This is a genomic window from Chryseobacterium sp. HNCC26DJ238 (assembly GCF_057180465.1).
Window position 1 is genome coordinate 255,347 of sequence record NZ_JBXUGI010000001.1, and the last position, 20,352, is coordinate 275,698.

The 20,352-nt window shown below is 37.1% G+C and carries 9 protein-coding genes; 2 read left to right on the forward strand and 7 right to left on the reverse strand.

Translation table 11 applies throughout. The annotated features are described in order from the left end of the window. Positions 1–5: 5 nt before the first annotated feature. The gene (locus AC2A07_RS01150; RefSeq protein WP_484048835.1) at positions 6–10,310 is read right to left on the reverse strand and encodes an RHS repeat-associated core domain-containing protein; all 10,305 of its coding nucleotides are present in this window, start codon (positions 10,308–10,310) and stop codon (positions 6–8) included. Between the two features lie 15 nt (positions 10,311–10,325). Next, a complete protein-coding gene (locus tag AC2A07_RS01155) occupies positions 10,326–11,657 on the reverse strand; it encodes a T9SS type A sorting domain-containing protein (protein WP_484048836.1) in 1,332 nt (443 codons plus the stop codon). Between the two features lie 481 nt (positions 11,658–12,138). Here AC2A07_RS01155 and AC2A07_RS01160 point away from each other — a divergent pair, with 481 nt between their 5' ends. Then, positions 12,139–13,092 carry a transposase gene (locus tag AC2A07_RS01160; RefSeq protein ID WP_484048837.1) on the forward strand — a complete coding sequence of 318 codons (954 nt, stop codon included), beginning with the start codon at positions 12,139–12,141 and terminating at the stop codon, positions 13,090–13,092. Beyond that, entirely contained in the window at positions 13,049–13,357 is a 309-nt protein-coding gene (locus AC2A07_RS01165) for a transposase (RefSeq protein WP_484048838.1), read from the forward strand. Before AC2A07_RS01160 ends, AC2A07_RS01165 begins: the two co-directional genes overlap by 44 nt. Positions 13,358–13,426: 69 nt before the next feature. Here the strand turns inward: AC2A07_RS01165 and AC2A07_RS01170 are convergent, their stop codons facing one another. The 5 genes from AC2A07_RS01170 to AC2A07_RS01190 form a co-directional block, all read right to left on the reverse strand. Continuing rightward, positions 13,427–14,254, reverse strand: coding sequence for a sulfurtransferase (locus AC2A07_RS01170; RefSeq protein ID WP_484048839.1), 828 nt, complete (start codon positions 14,252–14,254; stop codon positions 13,427–13,429). A 146-nt stretch (positions 14,255–14,400) separates the two neighbouring features. After that, a complete protein-coding gene (locus AC2A07_RS01175) occupies positions 14,401–14,802 on the reverse strand; it encodes an OsmC family protein (RefSeq protein ID WP_484048840.1) in 402 nt (133 codons plus the stop codon). 34 nt (positions 14,803–14,836) lie between these two features. Continuing rightward, complete coding sequence (locus AC2A07_RS01180) at positions 14,837–15,685, reverse strand: hydroxymethylglutaryl-CoA lyase (protein ID WP_484048841.1); 849 nt, start codon at positions 15,683–15,685, stop codon at positions 14,837–14,839. Positions 15,686–15,877: 192 nt separating this feature from the next. Then, the gene (locus tag AC2A07_RS01185) at positions 15,878–17,398 is read right to left on the reverse strand and encodes a TSUP family transporter (protein ID WP_484048842.1); all 1,521 of its coding nucleotides are present in this window, start codon (positions 17,396–17,398) and stop codon (positions 15,878–15,880) included. A 4-nt stretch (positions 17,399–17,402) separates the two neighbouring features. Continuing rightward, a complete protein-coding gene (locus AC2A07_RS01190; RefSeq protein WP_484048924.1) occupies positions 17,403–20,267 on the reverse strand; it encodes a TonB-dependent receptor in 2,865 nt (954 codons plus the stop codon). Between the last annotated feature and the right edge of the window lie 85 nt (positions 20,268–20,352).

Here is a 20,352-nt window from a genome sequence, read left to right on the forward strand (position 1 = left end):
CTTCATTACTTTTTAAAATTAGCCTGAACTTGTTTATTCCAATCATTTACAGGGACTACTTTATTTCCCTGTCTTACTCCAGTAAAGTTTCCGTTTTTATCAAACTTTACATTCATATTAACTTGGAAAATGTTTACATCTGCTCCTCCATATAATGTTCCTACATTACCTTGCTCCTTGCTTGCTCCTAAAAACAATCTCGTTCCAGATTGGTCTTGTATAAAAGCTTCAGTAGAAGGAAAGTTATCGCCCATAAAACTGGCATTGATGGAAAGATTGTCTCCTGTTTCTTTCATATCGAAAGATGCCCATATGTCAAGAGCGGGAGTTCCAATTTTTGGCGTTAACGGGTCTTTAGCTGTATAAGAGAATTCTAATTGACCAGCCTTATCATTCTTATCATAATTGAGGATTTCATAGGATGGTTCTGGGTTTTTTTGTGCTGCAACTTTACCCTCACTATTATATCTAATTGTTGCATCCGCTCCAATATTAAACTTACTATACTCTCTCGTATCTCCATCATAAGTAAAATTAAATTTGGTTCTGGAACTGGAAGAAAGATTACGACCGACATCAGCAGTAGAAGGTCCCCTATTGTCGCCTCTGAAATTTTTTCCTAAAGGGTCGCTTCCTGCTCTTGATGCAGAGATAAAACTCCTTACCCAAACTGGCCAAGGCCAAGCTCCGTCTGGGTCAACAAATCCAATAGGATTATTGAACGCATAACTGTATGGAGAATATTGTGGACCTTTCTCCGCTAGTGGGTCAACCCCAAACCAAATACTTAACCTCGGATTATAATACCTTGCACCATAATAATACAGTCCGGTCTCTTCATCCAGTTCCTTGGCATTGAATTTATATGGATTATTATAAACTCCGGTCATTTGCTCTGCCATAGTTTCCCCGAAAGGTAAATTTAGGAAAAATTGTGTTGCTTCTCCATGATGTTCAGTAACAAATGTTGCTGTTCCCAAATGGTCACTATGCATATAGTATACACCATCCTGTTGCTGCGGGCCTTTTGCTAATTCGGTTGTTAGCTGACTTAAATCGATTCCTGCTTTCTCAAGGTATAATTTCAGATCCCTTTTGTTTTCGTCTTTCTGTTTGTTGCCCAGACCAGAACCTGCCTGCTTCATTACAGAAAAATCAAAATCCATGATTCTGCTTGCTACTCTCTGAGTACCCGCATAGTAATGTTTTGTCAGTTTATTATCCGAGTTCTCTACATGATAGGCATTAGGATATACTTTATAGTTGCTTACGTAAATCGATCCCGGATCCATCACCTGACCATTTTGATAAAGCTGTGCTCCCTGCTCAATGTTTGACTTTATAATTCTTTCACCAGCATCATCATACACATAGTATTGGAAGATCCCCGCACTTTCTTTATTTACTGCCTTCAAACGGTCTGCCTCATCCCAGTAAAGCTGGTCAATTTCTCCGTTTCTATCGTTATGAATAACATTTCCATTAAAATCATAGCTAAACTTTTCGTAATAACCGGTAGCCGGATCATCAATATAATTTACCTGGTGTGTCCCAGCATTGTATTGATAGGTATTATAATATGTATTCAGACTGTTGGAACCACCATTTTGGTTATGAATCTGATTTTTTTCAACAATTCCACCAGCCTTATTGTAGCCCATATTCATATCATAAACAGAGGAAGTATCTCCGTAAGGAGAATTAGAATCCCCTATAAAATTTCCTGATGAACTGGATAATCTGTTCATACGGTCATAATCATAACTGAAATTATAACTTCCACCCAACTTATTGTATGCACCCGCAGCATTTTCAAATCCTACAATATTTCCTACATAATCATACGTATAGTTATTATTAAGAAGATGTGTTCCTGAACCGTCTTTAAGAATATGGTTGTTCAGCTTTCTGTCTGCCGGAGCATACGTAAATTCAGACCTCATATTGTTTCCGAAATCAATAGATGTTCTTTGCTCATAATGGTCATACGCAATGTTTTTAACATATTCATAGCCATCTTTACTATAAATTCTTACGAGATTTCCACCTAAATCGTAATCGTAGCTGATCAGTTCTCCGTCTGCATAAATAAGTTTCTGAATCCTGTTCCAGCTGTCGTATTCGAACTGGGTTGTAAACTGCATAGTCGGAATTCCGTATCCGGAAACGGTTTTTGTCTCTCTGACCACTTCACCCATATTTCCATACTCATATTGGGTTTTTCCGGCATTATCGGTTTTATGGATAATTTTTCCTGAATTATTTCCCACCCCTGGTCCTTCATAATCATAATGTACATTAGACGGGTTATTGCCATTCTGCAAATCAGGGAATACGATATCAGTCAATCTGTTGATATTATACACATAGTGGATATATTTCTGATTAGGACTCGTATTTTCCATATTGGCAGAAAATAATCTGATCAGATTTCCTGCCGGATCATATTCGTATCTATCTAAACCATGATCCGGATGCTCTCTACGAAGTCTCCTTCCCGCCAGATCATATGAATAATAGGTTTTAATCCCTTCAGGATCTGTACTGTTTAGAAGTTCTCCAATGGTATTAAATTGGAATTTGGTTGTCAAGACCTGTCCCGAAAGATAATTATTCACCTGTATTGTTCTTCCTTCAATACTTTTAAATGTTTCTGTTTTAAGCATCGTACTGCTGTTCTGAAGAAGTTCCTCAATACTTTTTATCATATTATTTTCTATAGTATATGATGTAAAAGCAGTGTGGAATAGCTCATCTGTAGTAGTCTTTACTCTGTCTTTAACGTCTTTTTCTACAGATGAGTAATAAGTGGAGAAAGAAGTGTTGTTCAAAATTCTATTGGAATGATTTGGGTCGTTAGGCAGATATTTATCTTCAAACATCGGATGATACTGTGAAATTGCCCTTCCGATAACATCATGAACCGCTCTTCCTGATACAGACATTTTTTCTATACCGTTCAGTAAGATATCTTTTTTTGTCTGAACCACTTTCCCCCAACCGTCGGCTATGTTAATTGTTTCTATCGGATTGGAAGGATCCTGCGGATTGTAATTCTCCGTTACACTTACATAATTATTACTCGTATGCTGTGTAAGAATATGAGGCGTACCGTGCGTATGATAAGAATATCTTACCGTATATTCCGCACCGGCCTCTTTTTCTTTTGGTGCCAAAATCTTAATGATACGTCCTTTATGATCATATTCATATTCTGTTGTATTTCCTGAAACATCTGTTGCACGTGTTACAACATCAAACTTGGGATCGTATTCAGCTGATGATTCATACCCGAATATATCATTGGTATGCACGACGTACTTTTGAGTATCCGGATCGTACTTATAGTTTAAAGAATATCGATCTCCACTTTCATTCTCCGGGTAGGTCACCGTTGTTAAATTACCTATGACATCATAACCAAAATCAGTATTTGCAAACTCAGACCCATTCAATTTCACGGATATTTTGTTCACCAGACCTGTTACAGGATCTATTTTTGTATACCTTTCACGGATAGGGGTTGAGGTTGACAGTCCTTCATAAACCTTAACGGATTCTGGTGAAGTTATAATGTTATTCGGAGACGGATAATCATGATAATCAATCGTAGTATTATAGTTGGAGGTAGGACTCAGGTGCATAAATCTTGTCACAAGACCTTTTTCATTATAAGTAAATGCCTCTGCCACCTGGATATATCCACTCGCTTCAATTTCTCTTTTTCTTGTTATTCCTAAAAGAGCAATCCCCATTTTTCTACCCTCTTTTCCGCCGGTATCATAATCTTCTCCTACAGGATTGTCAATATCAATTTTTGTATTGTTATCCTTGTATTTGCATACACTATATTCAAAGTCTGTTGAGCCGTTCAGAACACTGGTTCCCGTATAAGATTCTGATCTTTTCGGCTTACCGTTTAAGAAGTAGCTTTTGTTGTGATAATAGGTGATCTGCGAACGGTATACAGCATTACTGTACCACATATCGTTGCTGGTTACTTTTCCGTATCCGAAAAACTCACGCTCACGTCTGTCAAATCTTCCTTGCTCATATTTAAATGTTTTTACGACATCCACATTATTTGTCGGAGAAAGGTAGGTTGGTGAAAAAATATCCGGATTTACAATTCTTACTTCCTTCATGACCAATCTTCCATGTGCATCGTCATAAGTTGGTTTTGTAAATTCATAATCTAAACTGAATACGCTGAACGGTGCTTTATCTTTGAAATTGATAACCGATTTCAATTTATTTGTTCTGCCAACAGTTGAATAATTGACTTCGAATCCGTCATTTTTAGAAACAATCAAATCCGGGAAACCATCTCCGTTCATATCTTTAAAAGACTTGTCCACTTCAGCAATCGAAAGTCCGATACTTCCTGATACCTGGCCTCCGATCTTCAGATAAATCAAAGGGATTGGAGGGAATGGCCACCAGACGATTGGAAACGTATAGTAATACCCTCCTCCCACTGAGATTCCTCCTCTATATGTTTTTGCTTCATTATTATAGTCTAATCCACTACCGTTTTTGAAAAGTTCTACAGGATCAGAGAATCGGTTTCCGAGATTATATTTTACGTAGGTATTAGAACTTCCAACAATTAAAATATCCGACAAACCATCAGCATTAATGTCTTCAAAAGTTGTTTTTGATGACCCTAAAGCTGCCGATGCATTAGCACTTACACTAACTGCAAGCCCACTGCTTCCGCCAAAGTCGAACCCTCCACTTAATCCAACAGATCCTACTGGGCCAGAAGCAAAAGTTTCAGCATTTTTATAGCTGTAGCCATCATCTAAACGGTACCCCAGATTAAGCTGATATTTCATATTGTTTGTACCGCCTCCTGTCACTCTGTCTGCTAATCCATCCCCGTTAACATCCATCCAATAAGATTCTCCTGTATCTTTAGAATCATAATTCACAGAAGCCTGACCGGACCATGAAGCAGAAGTTTCGATTCCGCTGTTCATGGCAACATTAGGAGAATAAGAATACATGTTGGTATTGCTTCTCACTTCGCCGTTTCTGGATGAAGCACCTGTCTGAATAAAGGCCGCTGCTGAATATTGCGGAGATAACGATTTCGAATAACTATCAGTATTAGAGATATAAGCGTTTACAAAAGGATTACGAAGTCCTCCGTGACCCCCTGTTGAGTTGGTAAGCTGTACCGCATCCTTATAAACTGCATCCGGATAGCCATCACCATTCATATCTAAAAAGTCCTGAAGAGCAATATTACCATCTCCTACTAACACAGAACTTGCATTTTGAATTCCAAAATTGAATAAGCTTCCGCTTAATGTATTCGTTCTTGATTTGCTGTAATATTTTTTGTTGATCGAGAACATTTTGGTATCTACATTACCCTGAAGAAGAAGACTGTCGGGCACATCAGGATTGGCAGTCTGCGGATCGAAGAAACCAGTTGACGATTCATTATCTTTAAATGAATCTGCTTTTGCGTACTGTTCCGGACCAATACCAATCCACTTTTCGTTATAATCTGTATATGGATTATCTTTTGGACCATTTGTTTTGTAGATCGCCGGGGTTAATAACGTAATCGGCTTAGGAGCGAAATTGGCCGGATTCTGGTAGAAGCCGGTATTGCTAATCTGCTGGGCAATACATTGAGCCGTTTCATCCTGTGTAGGAAGGTTATTGCACATCGGAAAATTAAGATTCACCGGAATGTTTACTTCTTCCATAGAGCTAAGGTTGATCACACGACCATAATTATCAGCAGGTGTTGCCGTATTCAGCATAAAGCCTTCCGGCCCGCCTGTAGGTACTACATCAGCATATTCATTATAGAGGAACTGTCCCCAGTTTTTATAAAACTGGCTTACATTCTCTAAAGATGCCGAGTTGATTGAGGTATGCTTTACAGAAGTCCAATAAGTATCAGCTCCGTAATAAATATTAAATGGCTGATCCTGGAATACAGCACTGTATGCCTTATAAAAGTCGTAATCTGCTTTAGTTTTACAATATACCTGGATATTAATTTTGCCCATAAATATTGTATTATCAGACAAATCTCCTGTATAGAATGCTGCAGGAGAAACACCGTTGATTGTCTGGTTGTTTGCCATGTTGACTTCCACTATACCTCCCGAACTATTAATCGGAGCAATAATTCTTCTTTTGGTTACAACCCTTCCGTTTTTCTTTACGATATAATAAAAACTACCGGTAGGAAGCCCTGAGTTCGCAGGAATATTTTTGTTGATTCCTACTTTATAGGTTAAATTACCGGTTGGTGCACCAGAAAATTGCTTTATATCCACAATTTGGCTGAACTCGGTGATAAAATGAGATGGATAATCTGCTACAGCTGTGTAATTCTGAGCATTTCCACCTGTTGGATAATAATTGACATTAATTCTGTTCCAGTTGCTGTCCTTAAATGCGGTATGAGAGTCTGACTCCACAACAAATTTTAGAACGGACGGTACATCATTCGCAGTAAAAGACAGATTAGTAACATTTGCAATACCGGATAATGCAGTTGTAGTAAATGCATTATCATTCTGAGGATAAGTTTGTGAATATACTATATTTTCAGCACCCGTATTGGTGTTGATCCTAACAATTTTAAAAGTAATATCATCATGTGAATTGGGAAAACTTACGCTTGGAACCGTAATATTTACCGTTCCGGGAAGATCAATTGAAATAGGTTTTGCATGATTGTTTAAAAGGAAATTATCCCCATATGAACCATTATTGAACCTGAATCCATCCTGATACAGTCCTACTCCTACTGGTTTAGGAATTCCTACGTAATTTATGACAGGATTAGACAGTACTTTAAAACTGTAATTTTCATTTTTATGTAACCTGACGAATACTTTCTCTCCAGACTTTACATATAAACCTCCCGGATTATTTATCGCTAAATGATCAGTTGTAGTAGGTGTAAGACCCTGTATCTGCGAGTAATAACTGTTGAAATTAGTAATAATTATGTTCTCAGGGGCCATCCCGGCCGTAAATTCCTTCAGATATATTCTTCCGTTTTTGTCGGTTGTTGTCGGATTTTTTATTTCCACAGAATACTGTGCTTTTGCATTGGGAAGATTTTCTACCTGGACGGTATCTACAAAATTGATATATCCATCCATTGGAGCGACCCATACTTTAACGACATCATTTTTGGAAACATCCTGCCAGCTGCCTTCCAGCGGAGAGAAATGTTCCATCATCGTATCTGCAACAATCACCATATTCTCGGTATTATCGCTGTATTGGGTCATTTCAACATTTCCGTTGGTCGGGTTGATTCTTCCAAAAAGCACTTGCCCGTCCTGAGCAACATCCATCACTCCATCGGAGTTCGCATCCAAAATAAAAGATGAGGTTTCACTTTTACTGTTGGTCCACATCTGGGAGAAATTGAACCCAATATTGAACACCTTTATACCGGCATCATATCCAATATTCTGTGTTTTTGTCTTTGTAAGGGAAAAGTTACTGTTCAGATACTGAATTTTTCTTTCCGGTCCGAAGTTGATGTTTCCACTTGCCAGAGATCCTGAGCGAAGGTAGAGGCCGCTGCTTGGTCTTCTGTAAATCAGATCAGGGATTCCGTCTCCATCAAAGTCCATCAGTTCCTGAGCTTTCTTCGCTTCAGCTTCTGAGTGACCAATATTAAAGGAAGCCATTACATGCCCGTATGATCTTGTAGGGCCAGGAAGCAGAAAATCGAGACCTACTCCAGGCACTCTTCCGTTTACACCCCATTCAAATGTATTATTGGCTGAAATTTTTGAAGGCTTAAGAAAATTAGGAAGTATAGGAAATGCATCACCTCCCCCTGCACCATTGATATTTACCGTATTACCAAAATTTACCGGAGAGCTGGTTGGTGTGCTTTTGATATCATCAAAATATTCAAAATTAAATTCTTCTGTTAATAAGTTATTATATGCAATATCATTGGAAGTATCTGTATGTTTTACATTGCTAAGCAATGTTTTAAAAAATTGTCCTTCTTTATATGAAAAGGTATACGTTCTGATCAGTTTATCATCATACTTTACATATATTTTTGAGAGTTTATACGGCTCTACTTCCTTTACCCCTCTTTTCGCATTGATGCTTATATCCTGTCTGGTGATCCTGCCTTCTTTTTCGAACTCTACCGTATAATATTTGAGATTTTGCCCTTCCGCTTTGGTGTAGTTAATTTTCCTGATATGGAAGTAATTCCCTCCGTTTAAATTATCATTTTCACCGGTAAGCCCCTGAACTCTGAAATTTTCATATTCGTATTCAATATAATTTTTGTGAACATCCTCTTCTTTCCATACTCCCCATTGAATAATGTTGTCATTGTCATCTTTTATGACGGTATTGTCTATAACACCAGATTCATTACCACCATAATATACCTTTCCTCCTCCGGTATTCGTGACAATCCATCTGTAATCTTTAGTCGTAGTTCCATATCTTTCAATTTTTGAAAAGTTATGTCCCTTTCTCAGGAAGAAAACTTTTTTATTATCAGTTAAAAGGGTATCTCTTTTTTGTTTTCTTGTAGTAAATATGGTGCTGGTTTCGCTGATATCATTATGTCTGTGAGGCAAATAATTACCATCATAAACCAACATTTCGCCATTTAATGAATACAGCTCTGTTTCTGTATGGGGATCAAAACTTGGAGATCCCCAACGAACATCTATACTGATCGAAGACACACCACTTATATCCCATCCTTCACCCAACCAGCCGTTAGACTTATTACTGTCATAGGAAACACTGATCCCTGGCTGCATTCCTTTTCTTCCGGAAGGGATGACAATAGGATAAGAAACATTCGCAGATCCTCTCTGATTAACAGATGGTGGAGAAATAAAATTCCTTGCTGCCGCAGCATCACCAGCTTTCAAACCACTTATTCCGGTAGGATTAGAAGCTCCCAGCTGAGGAGATTCCGGTACAGAAATAACTCCGTTGATGTAATCATTATCTCCGTTACTTTCAACAGTTACCGTTTTAGTCTCCGTATTTACTGCCGAAGTCGGGTCTGCAATCCACTTTTTTGAAGTATAATCAAAATAGAAAGCTTTAATTTCTTTAGGGGATTTTGTTCCAAGCTTCTTCTCATCATAAGGAATGGATAATTTTACCTTTTTTGTAAAGTTGCCAAATTTAGTATCTAAACGGTATGCTCCTGAATTGATGGTAAGATTTTTAACTTCTCCCGAAACCGCAGGAAAATCTTTCTTTCTGAGTTTTACGATCTGAATCTGCCCAGCATCTGCCACTGAGTTTTTTTCAATACCTACGATCGCATTTTCATACTTTTGATTGTATTCAGAATCTTTTGAAATATTTACCGTCAAAGGAGTGAACTTAGATTCGTTTAAAACTTTAAAAGCAGAGGTGTTTTTAGAAAAAGAATATTGTTTTACCCCTTCAGAAGATGAAATGGAAATAAATCCTCTTTTTTTATCTTCTGCGGTAAGTTTAACAGTAGTTTCAAACTCTCCCCTAACCGTTGCTACTGTTAAACCGTTTATATTCACATTTTGAAGGTCTGAATGATTATCAGCCCCTTTAACATACAAATTATCACCGGAAAGAAGCGTAGAAACACTTGTCTGGTGACCAAAGTTTTTTTCAAATACAATCCTTACATTTTTTATTCTGTATTTTATACCGTTTAATGAAGAAGTAAATAGAATACTGTTTTTACCTTGTTGTAATGATTGTAAACTGATTTCTTCTTTCTGTGCAGTCCATTTATTGCCAGGAACGATAACATCTCCTCCAAAGGCTACATTTTTATTGATAGACCGGGAAACAGATTGGTAAGAATCAAGGCCAAATAAATCATACTGCAAATAAGCTGTAACATTTTGGGTTTTAATTTCCGGAATATTTATAGTAAAAAAGTTATCCGCAGCATCATCAGATTCATCATCTGAGAACTCACCTATAACTCCTTGTTTTTCTATTGATTCAAATATATTTGAAGGATTTTCAATACCCGTAGAAATTATTCTATTGGATTCTTTCTCATCAACAGCAAGAGCTTCAGTACTTTTGGTATAATTACCAAAAGACAGATTTTCCAAGAATCTTGTTGAACGACCTGTATTGCTTGGTGATGAAGTCATAGTATTATCATCATTGATGTGATAATACTTTTCCATTAATTTTAGTTTGAAAGCACGTACTTTCTGTCTGTCCTCTTTTGTAAAGCTTGCAAAAGTAAATATTGAAGCAAAGAATACTAAGGTAAGAAGATCTTTTCTTCTTATCCTGATGTTTAATCTGTTTTTCATGGTAAAGAAATAGGACTAGTTAACAATTACTTTAAAAGCCTTGATTAATTTTTTGTTTTGAGTAAGTACGACCAGATATGTACCTTGTATACTGAGTTTGTGCTGATATACCACAGCTTTTGAATTTATTTTTTCACTAGAAAGAATACGACCGCCTCCATCATATATTGATATTTCCAAATCTTTTGTTTCCGGGAATTTCACAGTAAACAAATTATTCATTTTAACAGGATTAGGATACAGTAAATACTGGAAGTCTGAAGTAGCATCTCCCGGTCCATTTGTCTTTACAGGATGATCATTTTTAGCTGGTGTTTCTTTATCTCCCGTTATGTTGGTAGCGAAGGTAAAGATTGAAGAGCTTCTTTCTTCAGCAAAATCCACAGCATATTCTATCACATGATTTTTATCTTTCCCTTCTATTTTCTGAAAAGTTCCGTCATTATTTTTAATAAGAAGCCAATAATGTACAAGTGAATTTTCCGGATTCATAAGATTTTTAGCTATTTGCAAAACATATCCTTTTTTAGGAATAGAATTTCCTATAAAATTGATCTCCCAATTTCTCTTCATTATCTTCAAATCCTTTTTTTCTTCGAAACTGAGGTCTTTATCATTATCAGACCATATGGCAAACATATAATTGTCTAACTGAGAATTGTTATCAAAATTCGTTCTTGCAATACTTTCTCTTCCGATACTCACGATTTTATCCTCCTGATTACTGGATTGTTTTTGATAAAGCTCATTTCCATCATCCCTTCCTATACCTGTAGGCCTTTTTTGAAAATCTTTATGCTTTTCGGGATCCCAGATAACATCTCCTTTGCTGTTAAAATATTTTACCCCCTCCAAAGAAATTCCATACTTTAATGATAGATAAGAATGTACTTTTTCGAGATCGTTTTTTTTAATCTTTCTGGGAATAAAAACGGCTTCATAAAGATTTTTATCTTCTAAATTAACATTCAGATGGTCTTTAGTGGTTTTAGAATTTTGTCTCGATCCCAGATATGAGAAAATACTGGGCTTTTTCTTAAGTTCAATAGATTGATTATTACCATTGCCTCTAAATGAATTGCTGTTAAGCTCTGCAATAATATCTTTATTATTCCAGATATTTTCATCTTCCCGAGAATTATGCACGACAACCAGAGACTGCCCTTCGTTTTTACCGTAGGTGATGGGAGCTCGAAAATGTTCCCTTATGTTACAATGAAAGTTGAGTAATGTTCCGTTATCACATTTTTGGATATCTCGTGATGTTTCCGGTTTTGCTTTTTCCCAGGTTTTATTTTTGTAATCAATAATTTGTGCGTTACTGTAGAATGTTCCTAAGTATAACATTATACAAAAGCTCACCTTTAAAGGATAGCCTGTTTTCATTCTCATATGAAGTATTTGGTTTTTTAGTTTTATTCACCGGTAAAATTAACACATTTTATGACATTATTCTTAAAAAATAATGAATTATTTTTCACCTGTTTACAAAAACACCCTTATGATTTGTGAATTATTTATTAAATGCTATACTGATAAGTATCACCTATAAAACTGACAATGAGATATATCCCTCAATATTGTATTAATCATCAAACATTATTTTTTTGAAAATTTATATGACACAAAAAATATTTTTTTCCCAATATATTTTTTAGATTTAATAAAAAAAGGCAGCTTGTTTGGCTAGTCATGGTCGGAAGATTTTTTCTTCCGATTTTTTTTGTTTTTTTTAGAAAAAAAACAGTGTTAATCAATTGATTTCCAATATATTAATTTGTTTATTTGTATTGGTTTTTGTATCTTTATAACTGGTAATCAAATAGTTATGTCTGTTTTTAAAGATCACAAAATCTCACTCAAGCAAGTCCTGGAATTTATCCCCGAAGCGCTTTTAAGTCATCTTTCCGCAAGTACAAAAGTGGATTACTACAGCAAGGTGCTTCACGGAAAGAAAATGTTTTATCTGCTCCTGTTCTGTATTTTCGATAATGAAAAATTAAGCCAGAGAACTTTGGAAGACACCTTTAATAGTAGCGGTTTCAAGGCTTTATTTGGCTTAGGTGAAGACGAAAAAGTGCGAAGAAGTTCGATCTCTGAAAGGCTTTCCAAAATCGATTCTAATTATTTTAAAGAAATCTACGAGCAGATGTACGCAAGATTTTCGGAACTTTATTCCAACACCGAAATCGAAAAATACAATTTGATAAGGGTTGACAGCACCATTGTTGCCGATACCTGCTCGAAACTCAAAGAAGGTATCGACCAGAAAAGTGGGAAGAAACTGGTAAAATTCAGTTTTTCTTTTGATGGCATTTTACCTTCCGGAGTGGAAGTTTTTACGGATCAAAAATATTCGTCAGAGGAAAATGCGCTTCCAGAAGCCATTCTTAAACAAGTGAAAAAAGAGGAGCATCATGGCAATATTTATGTGATAGACAGAGGTCTGCAATCTACAAGGGTGATGAAAGATTTTGATGAAAAGTCAGTGAAATTCATCATCCGAAGTAAAGAAAACCGAAAGTTTGAAGAAGCAGAATCTTTCCTTGATGAAAAAAAATCTCAAAAATGGAATGATTGGAAAGTGGTAAAAGACAAAAAAATAAAGCTTTACACCGGAAAGCCCATCCAAAACAAGCGTGGAAATCTGCATTATAGTGAAGAAAAAGTAGAAACTTATTTTCGTTTGGTGGTCATCAAAAACGAAAAAACAAATAATGAGTTTTGGTTTTTGACCAATGAATTTGATCTCTCTGCAAAGGAAAATTTCAGATTATTATAGAAAAAGATGGGATATCGAAGTGTTTTTCAGGTTTCTTAAGCAGGAACTCAATCTAAGCCATCTTGTTTCTGTCAATCAAAACGGCATTGAGGTAATGGTTTACATGACGATGATTGCATCGATGTTACTTTTGATCTATAAAAAAGCAAACGAATTGGGTTATAAAACTTCCAAAAGACGCATTGCAATGGAGCTTCGAGACATGATTACCGCTATTCTGATTGTTTTCGCAGGCGGAGATCCTGCTAAAGTCTTTAAAACATAAAAATGGTCGGAATTTTCTTCCGACCATGACTACTTGTTTGGCTACCTCTTTCAGATTTCATAATTATTTTTACTTTTTTCTATTTCTTTTCCTTCTGCTCCACTCACTCCATGATCCTACGTAAAGATTTGGAATTTCAAACCCCACATATGCTAATGCCAAAACTGTATGACATGCTGTAACTCCGGAACCGCAGTGAATAATTAATTTCTCAGGTAAGTTTTCTAAAAGTTTTAAATATTTCTTGTGCAAAATTTCCGGTTTCAGGAAATTACCATTTTCATCTAAATTTTCAGAAAAAGGAATATTAATTGCTCCCGGAATATGACCTGCAACCAGATCAATGGGTTCAGATTCGCCATTGTATCGATAAGAATCTCTTACATCAATAACAGTTGCAGAATCGTTAGTTATTTCATCTTCAACATCTTCCAAAGTTGAAATTGGAAGAAGCCAAGCTTTTCCTTTAATGATTTCAGCTTTTTCAAATTTTTCTTCAATTGATGAAAATTCTAAACCTTCTTTTTCAGCTTCCTGAAATCCATCATCTAAAACCTGTACGTTTTTTAACCCAAAAGCTTTTAGCATCCACCAAGTTCTTGCTGCCGCATTTGCGCCATTTTTATCATCATAAATTATAATGTGAGAATCTTCAGCAATTCCAAGATTTGAAAGTGTTTTACTAAACTTTTCAATACTTGGAAGCGGATGCCTTCCTCCAAAAGCAACATCTTCTCCAATTTCAGCCAAATCTTTATCTAAATCAATAAATCGTGCATTTTTAATGTGTTTATTGAGGTAACTTCCGTATGCACCTTTTCCTGTCCTTGAATCAAGAATGATTAGATTTTCAGTTGAAAGACTCTTTAATTGTTTTGATGAAATGATGGGAAGCATATGTAAAATAAATTTTTCTCACTGATTTTGCAGATTGCATTGATTTATTTAGAATTTTAAAATCTGCTAAATCAGTAAAATCTGCGAGAGATAATAATGTTTAAAATCTTAAATAAAAAAACCGCAGAAAAACTGCGGCAATTATTTTATTGATAAATGAAAATCATCGTCTGAATCAACTCCGGATGAAGACTTCTCGCTACGGGACAATTATGAGCTGTTTCTTCGATGAATGCTTTTTCCTTATCTGAATAAGAATCAGGAAAAATAAAATTACAAACGATTTCCCCAATTCTTCTTGGTTCGGTTTTCATAATTTTCTGCAATGTGCAATACGCTCCGTCGATATTGATATTTTTGTCTTTGCCTAAAATGGCAATGGTTGTCAACGCACATTCAGCTAAAGAAGTCGCACAAAGATCAGTCGGTGAAAACTTTTCTCCTTTTCCGTGATTGTCGGTTGGTGCATCACTTTCAATGATGGTTCCGGACTGTAAATGTTCTGCTGAACACCTTAACCCGCCGATATATGTTATTTTTGAAGTCATAATTTTTTAAATTAAAAATAAAAGAGACGATGTCTCAAAAATGAAAAATATCTTTCGCTCTGTTATACGAACTTTCGAAATTCAGTAAATTTAATTTGTGTTCCGCTTTTTCTACGCTCATAAAGTTAATGACCTGTTCTGTAGGCATATTTCCCACCAAATCATCTTTCGCCATTGGGCAGCCACCAATTCCTTTGATGGCAGAATCAAATCTTCGGCAGCCTTTATCATAAGCAGATTTTAATTTAGAATAAGAATCTTCGTAACGGTTATGGAAATGCGCGCCAAAATCAATATCTGGATATTTGGAAGGGATTTTTTCAAATAAAACAGAGATCGTTTCAGTCGTAGCAACTCCCGTAGTATCAGATAACAAGATATTTTTAATTCCAATTTCAGAAAATCGGTTTGCCCAGAAATCTACGTCTTCCCATTTCCACATTTCACCGTAAGGATTTCCAAACGCCATTGAGAAATAAAGATTCAGTTCTTTGCCTTCACTTTTGGTCAGCTCAAGCATTTTAACAACATCATTAAAAGCTTCTTCCTGGTTTTTATTGGTATTTCTGTGCTGAAAAGTTTCAGAAATCGAAAAGGGAAAGCCCAATATATCCACTGACTGATGCTTCAGTGCTTTTTCAGCTCCCCTGTAATTTCCAATAATTGCAGAAACTTTTGTTCCGGACAAAGATTTGTCAATATTTTCAGCCACCTCAGCAGAATCAGCCATCTGCGGAATAGCTTTGGGTGAAACAAAACTCAGGCAATCCAATACATCAAAGCCAACCTCCATCAGAGAATTGATATAATCTATTTTTTTTGCTGTAGGGATAAATTCTCCCCAGCCCTGCATGGCATCTCTTGGACATTCTGTAAGAAACATTTTCACTTTTGATTTTATCAAATATAACAAAACTAAATAAGTTTATAAATAATCGCGACAAAACTAAAATTATTCTGATTTTCAAATACTTATATCATATTTTCATTTTCTGTCAACTATAAATGATTCCTGATATACCCTTGAAAACCATTAAAATTGTTATTAACGGTAAAAAAGCAGTATTTAAGGGAGTCAGGTTAATGATTTCACGATGGTGACCAGACTCATCACAATCACTACGAAACCTACAACAGCAAACATTTTTCTGGCAGGAAGCCTGGATGTAAACATTGCCGAAAAAGGAGCGGTGAATACTCCACCAAGAAGAAGTCCCAATACGATATTCCAGTGATGAATCCCTATCGTAAATATAAAGGTCAGCGCACTTACAACAGTTAGTAAAAATTTTGCCATGGTTGAGGTGCCCACAACATATCTTGGTGTTCTTCCTTCTTTGATCAATGTTCCGGTAACCAGCGGTCCCCAGCCTCCTCCGGCAAAAGAATCGATAAATCCTCCTGCCAGTCCCAATATTCTGAGATTGGTTCTCTTTTTCTTGACATTTCCTGATCTTTTACTCTTTCCCCTGAAAGCATTTTTAAGAATATTAATTCCCAGATATAAGGTATAGCATGCAATCACAGGTTTTACGATATGGGCATAATATTCTCCGAAATGCGAAAGAGCAATGGCACCGGTAAAAGCTCCGACTGCGGCTACAGGAAATAAAATCCATACCATTTTTTTGTTGACATTCCCTAATTTGTAATGACTGATGCTTCCTGCTGCAGACGTAAATGATTCTGCAGAATGAATGCTTGCGCTGACGACAGGCGGAGGAACATTAAGCAGCAGGAGAATGGTGGTACAGATTACTCCGTACCCCATCCCCATTGATCCGGCTACAACCTCAGCCAGAAATCCGGCCAACAGCATCCAGTAAAAAATGTATCCGTCTTTACTGAGAAAATCCTGAATCTCTCCGGACAGGTTAAATTGATGAATGGTGAATCCTAATATTCCTATAAGGATCATTACCCCTATAATTCCCAGATAGATATTGGCCCGCCTCTGTACTGTTTTCGTGACCGTAATCAATTTTTCAGTCTCTTTTGAGGCAGCATTCAGACTGCTGTTTTCATCCAGATAGTCTGTTGTCAGCCTGTTCAGCTCTTTAACTTTATAAGTAAAATCACCCTTCAACTGATTTCGGATGTTATGCATATTATTCAGAAGTCCTTCCATATCTTCATCTGGAATCGTTTCCGTTAAAATTTCACGTAATCTTTTGGCTACCGTTGGAGATTTTCCATTGGTAGATACTGCAATTTTAAGATCTCCTTTCCTGACGATTGAGCCCAGATAGAAATCACACAATTCGGGTTTATCAGCAATATTGACCAGGAGATTATGTTGATGCGCCCTTACACGGATACGCTCTGCTAAAGAAATATCATTGACCGCGACGATGGCAAGATCCGCACAGTTAAAATCATTATCCGTGTAAGATCTTTCATGCAGGGTAAGATTGGGATAACCCTGCTTCATTTCTTTTACCTGCTGGCTGATTTCCGTGGCAACCAACTTGATCCTTGCCTTTGGAGAATTGGCAAGAACCGATTCCAGTTTTTCCAAAGCAATGTTTCCTCCGCCAATGATCAGCAGTGATAATTCTTCAAGCTTTAAAAATATGGGATATAAAGAGTTACTCATTAAATTAAAGTTTTAAATCATAGGTAAAAGCTAAATAATAGAGTCCTCCGATCTCAGGCCCGGCTGCATATTGAAAATAGCGTCTGTTGAGCAGGTTTGTCGCTCCTATTTTGACGCTTGCCTTTATTTGAGGAATCCGCCATGTTGCCTGTGCATCAACGGTATAGTAGGCAGGGATATTTCCTGAAGCTAAAGGACTTTCCCATAAGAATCCGTCCTGCCATCTTGCTGAAACCGTAAATCCTATATTTTTGATAATTTCTCTGTTTCCTATACCAACATTGACTGCCCATCTGGGTGTATTGAAAGCTGTAATAAAGAGATCCGAAGTATTGGCTGAAACCAGGTCATTATAAGAAACGTTTGCATTCACATTAAAATTCTTTACAAGGTTATAACGGATTCCGACCGATGTTCCCAGACTGTTATATTTACTCGTGCTGTTGGTATAAACCCGGTATCGATCCTGTTTGCTTCTGTCAAGCATTGCCAGAACTGCATTATCAGTTCCTATATTTTCACTTTTAGGAACCGCAACTTCTACCTGTCCCAGAAAACCGCTGTAGATATTGTAATAAAAATCCCAGTCGATCACCAGTCTGTTGTTAAACAATGCTGATTTGTAACCTATTTCAAAAGAGGTTACTTTTTCAGGCTGCAACTTCGGAAGATTCGCAGCTTCCAGCAGGTTCCTGTTATTAAGTGCTGCAAGATTCTGGCTGACTCCATTATCTACATCCCTGTTGACAGCAGAAGTAAACCGGTCTATAGAAGCCAGCGTATATGAATTTTCCAGATAGCCCAGCCCTTCATTGGCTCTGGATAGTCCTCCTACCCTTCTTACGTTCCCGTTATTAACAAATGACAGTGCTTCAAACAGGGAAGGAAAACGATAACCGTTCTGAAAAGATATCCTGAAATTATGCTCATTAACAGGAGAGTACACAACGCTTAATCTTGGATTTAATTTTGTTTCAAATTCAGGGTTTCTGTCTGCCCGAAGCGCCAGATTTACCTTTAATTTATCCCCGAAGAAAAGTTTGGTAACCTGAGCAAAAGCTCCATATTTACGATAAATTACATTATTTCCAAAAGTTCCGTCAGACAGAGGGATATTTCTCTCACTTACCGGTCTTTCAAAATCAACAAAATTGTTTCCGTCAGGCGTAATGCTGTAAAGACGGTAATCAGCTCCGACAAGAAGATCAAAAATCTTTACAAATCTTGTAAGGTCATAGGTAAACTCTCCCTGATAAAAGCGGGATTTCTGTTCAAGTTTAGCTCCACCGGTAGCAGGTGCTCCGGCAATTCCTGAGTTTGCGGAATCCCAGTTATTAATACCTGTTATCGTATTTTTAAGCTGTTCGAAAGCCGCCGTTCCCGGAATCACCCTGTTCTTATCCGCTTCCTGTCTGGCAAGAACAAATGCATCATTCAGATTTACCCCTGAATTAAGCCTGTCCTGAAGTGTTGTCTGAAAAATATTCCGCCAGTTGTTGTTGGAAAGGTTTGTAAGATCCAGGTTATCCGCCAAAGGCTTAAGGTTATAAGAATCTCCTGTATTTTCTATGGACATATATGCCCTGAAGGTAAGTTCCCTTCCTGTAAGTTCTACTTTGTGATTCTGAACTGTCGCATTCTGAAGGCGGATCTTGTTTCCCCTCTGAAAGGTACCATCCAGTAATCCATAGCGGTAGACGTATGAGGTTCTCCACTGATCTCCAAAGCGGTAATACAATCCTGCATCGAATTTTATATTTTTCACTTCGGGACTGATCAGATCTTTTTCATTATAACCGGTTCTTGAAACATTGAAGGTTGTCGGCTTTCCGTTATAATTCACCTGTACGGAAGTACGGTTATTCCTTTCGTCACCATATTTATTCCAAAGATCTTCAGCAGGATTTCTGCTCAGTGAAAAATTAGGGTTGGCAGTCACTGATGAATTCGGATTCTGATCCGTACGGTTGTCAGAAATCCAGTCGACACCGCTCAGATAAGAAGCATTCACTTTTACCGCAAAGTTTTTATTAAATACTTTAGCAATCCTGAAAGCACTTTCTCCAAGAGTAGATGTCTGATAATTCTGACGGTCTACATGATTCACACCACCCTTGAAATAAACACTTATTCCTTCTGACGTGAACGGATCTTTTGTCTGAAGGCTGGCCAATCCGTTGACTGCATTCATTCCGTACAGTGCAGAAGCAGCTCCGGGGGTAATTTCCATAGATTGAATATCCAGCTCTGTGGGACCTATCGCATTTCCCAAAGGAACGCCAAGAGTGGCAGACTGCACATCAACACCGTCTACTAACTGCATAAAGCGGAAGTTATTGGGAGAATTGAAGCCTCTTGAATTGGGAACCTTCAATGTAAGGCTTGAAGTCAGCAGCTGCAGCCCCTTGACATTTTCCAGTGTTTCATAAAAGGAGGCGGCAGGACTCTCCCGAATTGCTTTTATATCAATTTTTTCGATGGCAATTGGCGACCTCAGTATTTTTTCAGGAACACGGGAAGCAGAAATAACAACTTCGTCAATAATCGTGTTCTGAGGATTCAGGTCAACCGCAACCTTATTGGACAGTGACAGGATCTCGGTAGTCTGACTGACAAAGCCTGCTTTGGTGATCACCAGCCTGAATGGCAGCTTTACTCTTGTGCGTAAAATAAAGTTTCCTTCCTGATCAGTAACCGCTGCATCATGGGTATTTTCTGAAAGAACTTTTGCTCCTGCAACGCCCTGATGAGTATCTGTATGCCTGATTATTCCGGTCACTTCAACCAGCTGTTGTGCCTGAAGAAAACCGGTAAATAAAAAAGTAATCAGTATAAAATATATTTTTTGCCTGATGTTTTTATGTTGTATAAAATTCACTTGTGTATAATTTTAGGGTTGAATAATGATTTGTGGGTGGTCAGCAGATGAACAGCACATACACATTCGTATTCCT

What these genes read in the sequence shown, in the direction of transcription:
- AC2A07_RS01165 (WP_484048838.1), top strand. Translation starts at nt 13,049, where the DNA reads ATGAATTTGATCTCTCTGCAAAGGAAAATTTCAGATTATTATAGAAAA.
- AC2A07_RS01150 (WP_484048835.1), bottom strand. Translation starts at nt 10,310, where the DNA reads ATGAAAAACAGATTAAACATCAGGATAAGAAGAAAAGATCTTCTTACC.
- AC2A07_RS01170 (WP_484048839.1), bottom strand. Translation starts at nt 14,254, where the DNA reads ATGCTTCCCATCATTTCATCAAAACAATTAAAGAGTCTTTCAACTGAA.
- AC2A07_RS01180 (WP_484048841.1), bottom strand. Translation starts at nt 15,685, where the DNA reads ATGTTTCTTACAGAATGTCCAAGAGATGCCATGCAGGGCTGGGGAGAA.
- AC2A07_RS01155 (WP_484048836.1), bottom strand. Translation starts at nt 11,657, where the DNA reads ATGTTATACTTAGGAACATTCTACAGTAACGCACAAATTATTGATTAC.
- AC2A07_RS01175 (WP_484048840.1), bottom strand. Translation starts at nt 14,802, where the DNA reads ATGACTTCAAAAATAACATATATCGGCGGGTTAAGGTGTTCAGCAGAA.
- AC2A07_RS01160 (WP_484048837.1), top strand. Translation starts at nt 12,139, where the DNA reads ATGTCTGTTTTTAAAGATCACAAAATCTCACTCAAGCAAGTCCTGGAA.
- AC2A07_RS01185 (WP_484048842.1), bottom strand. Translation starts at nt 17,398, where the DNA reads ATGAGTAACTCTTTATATCCCATATTTTTAAAGCTTGAAGAATTATCA.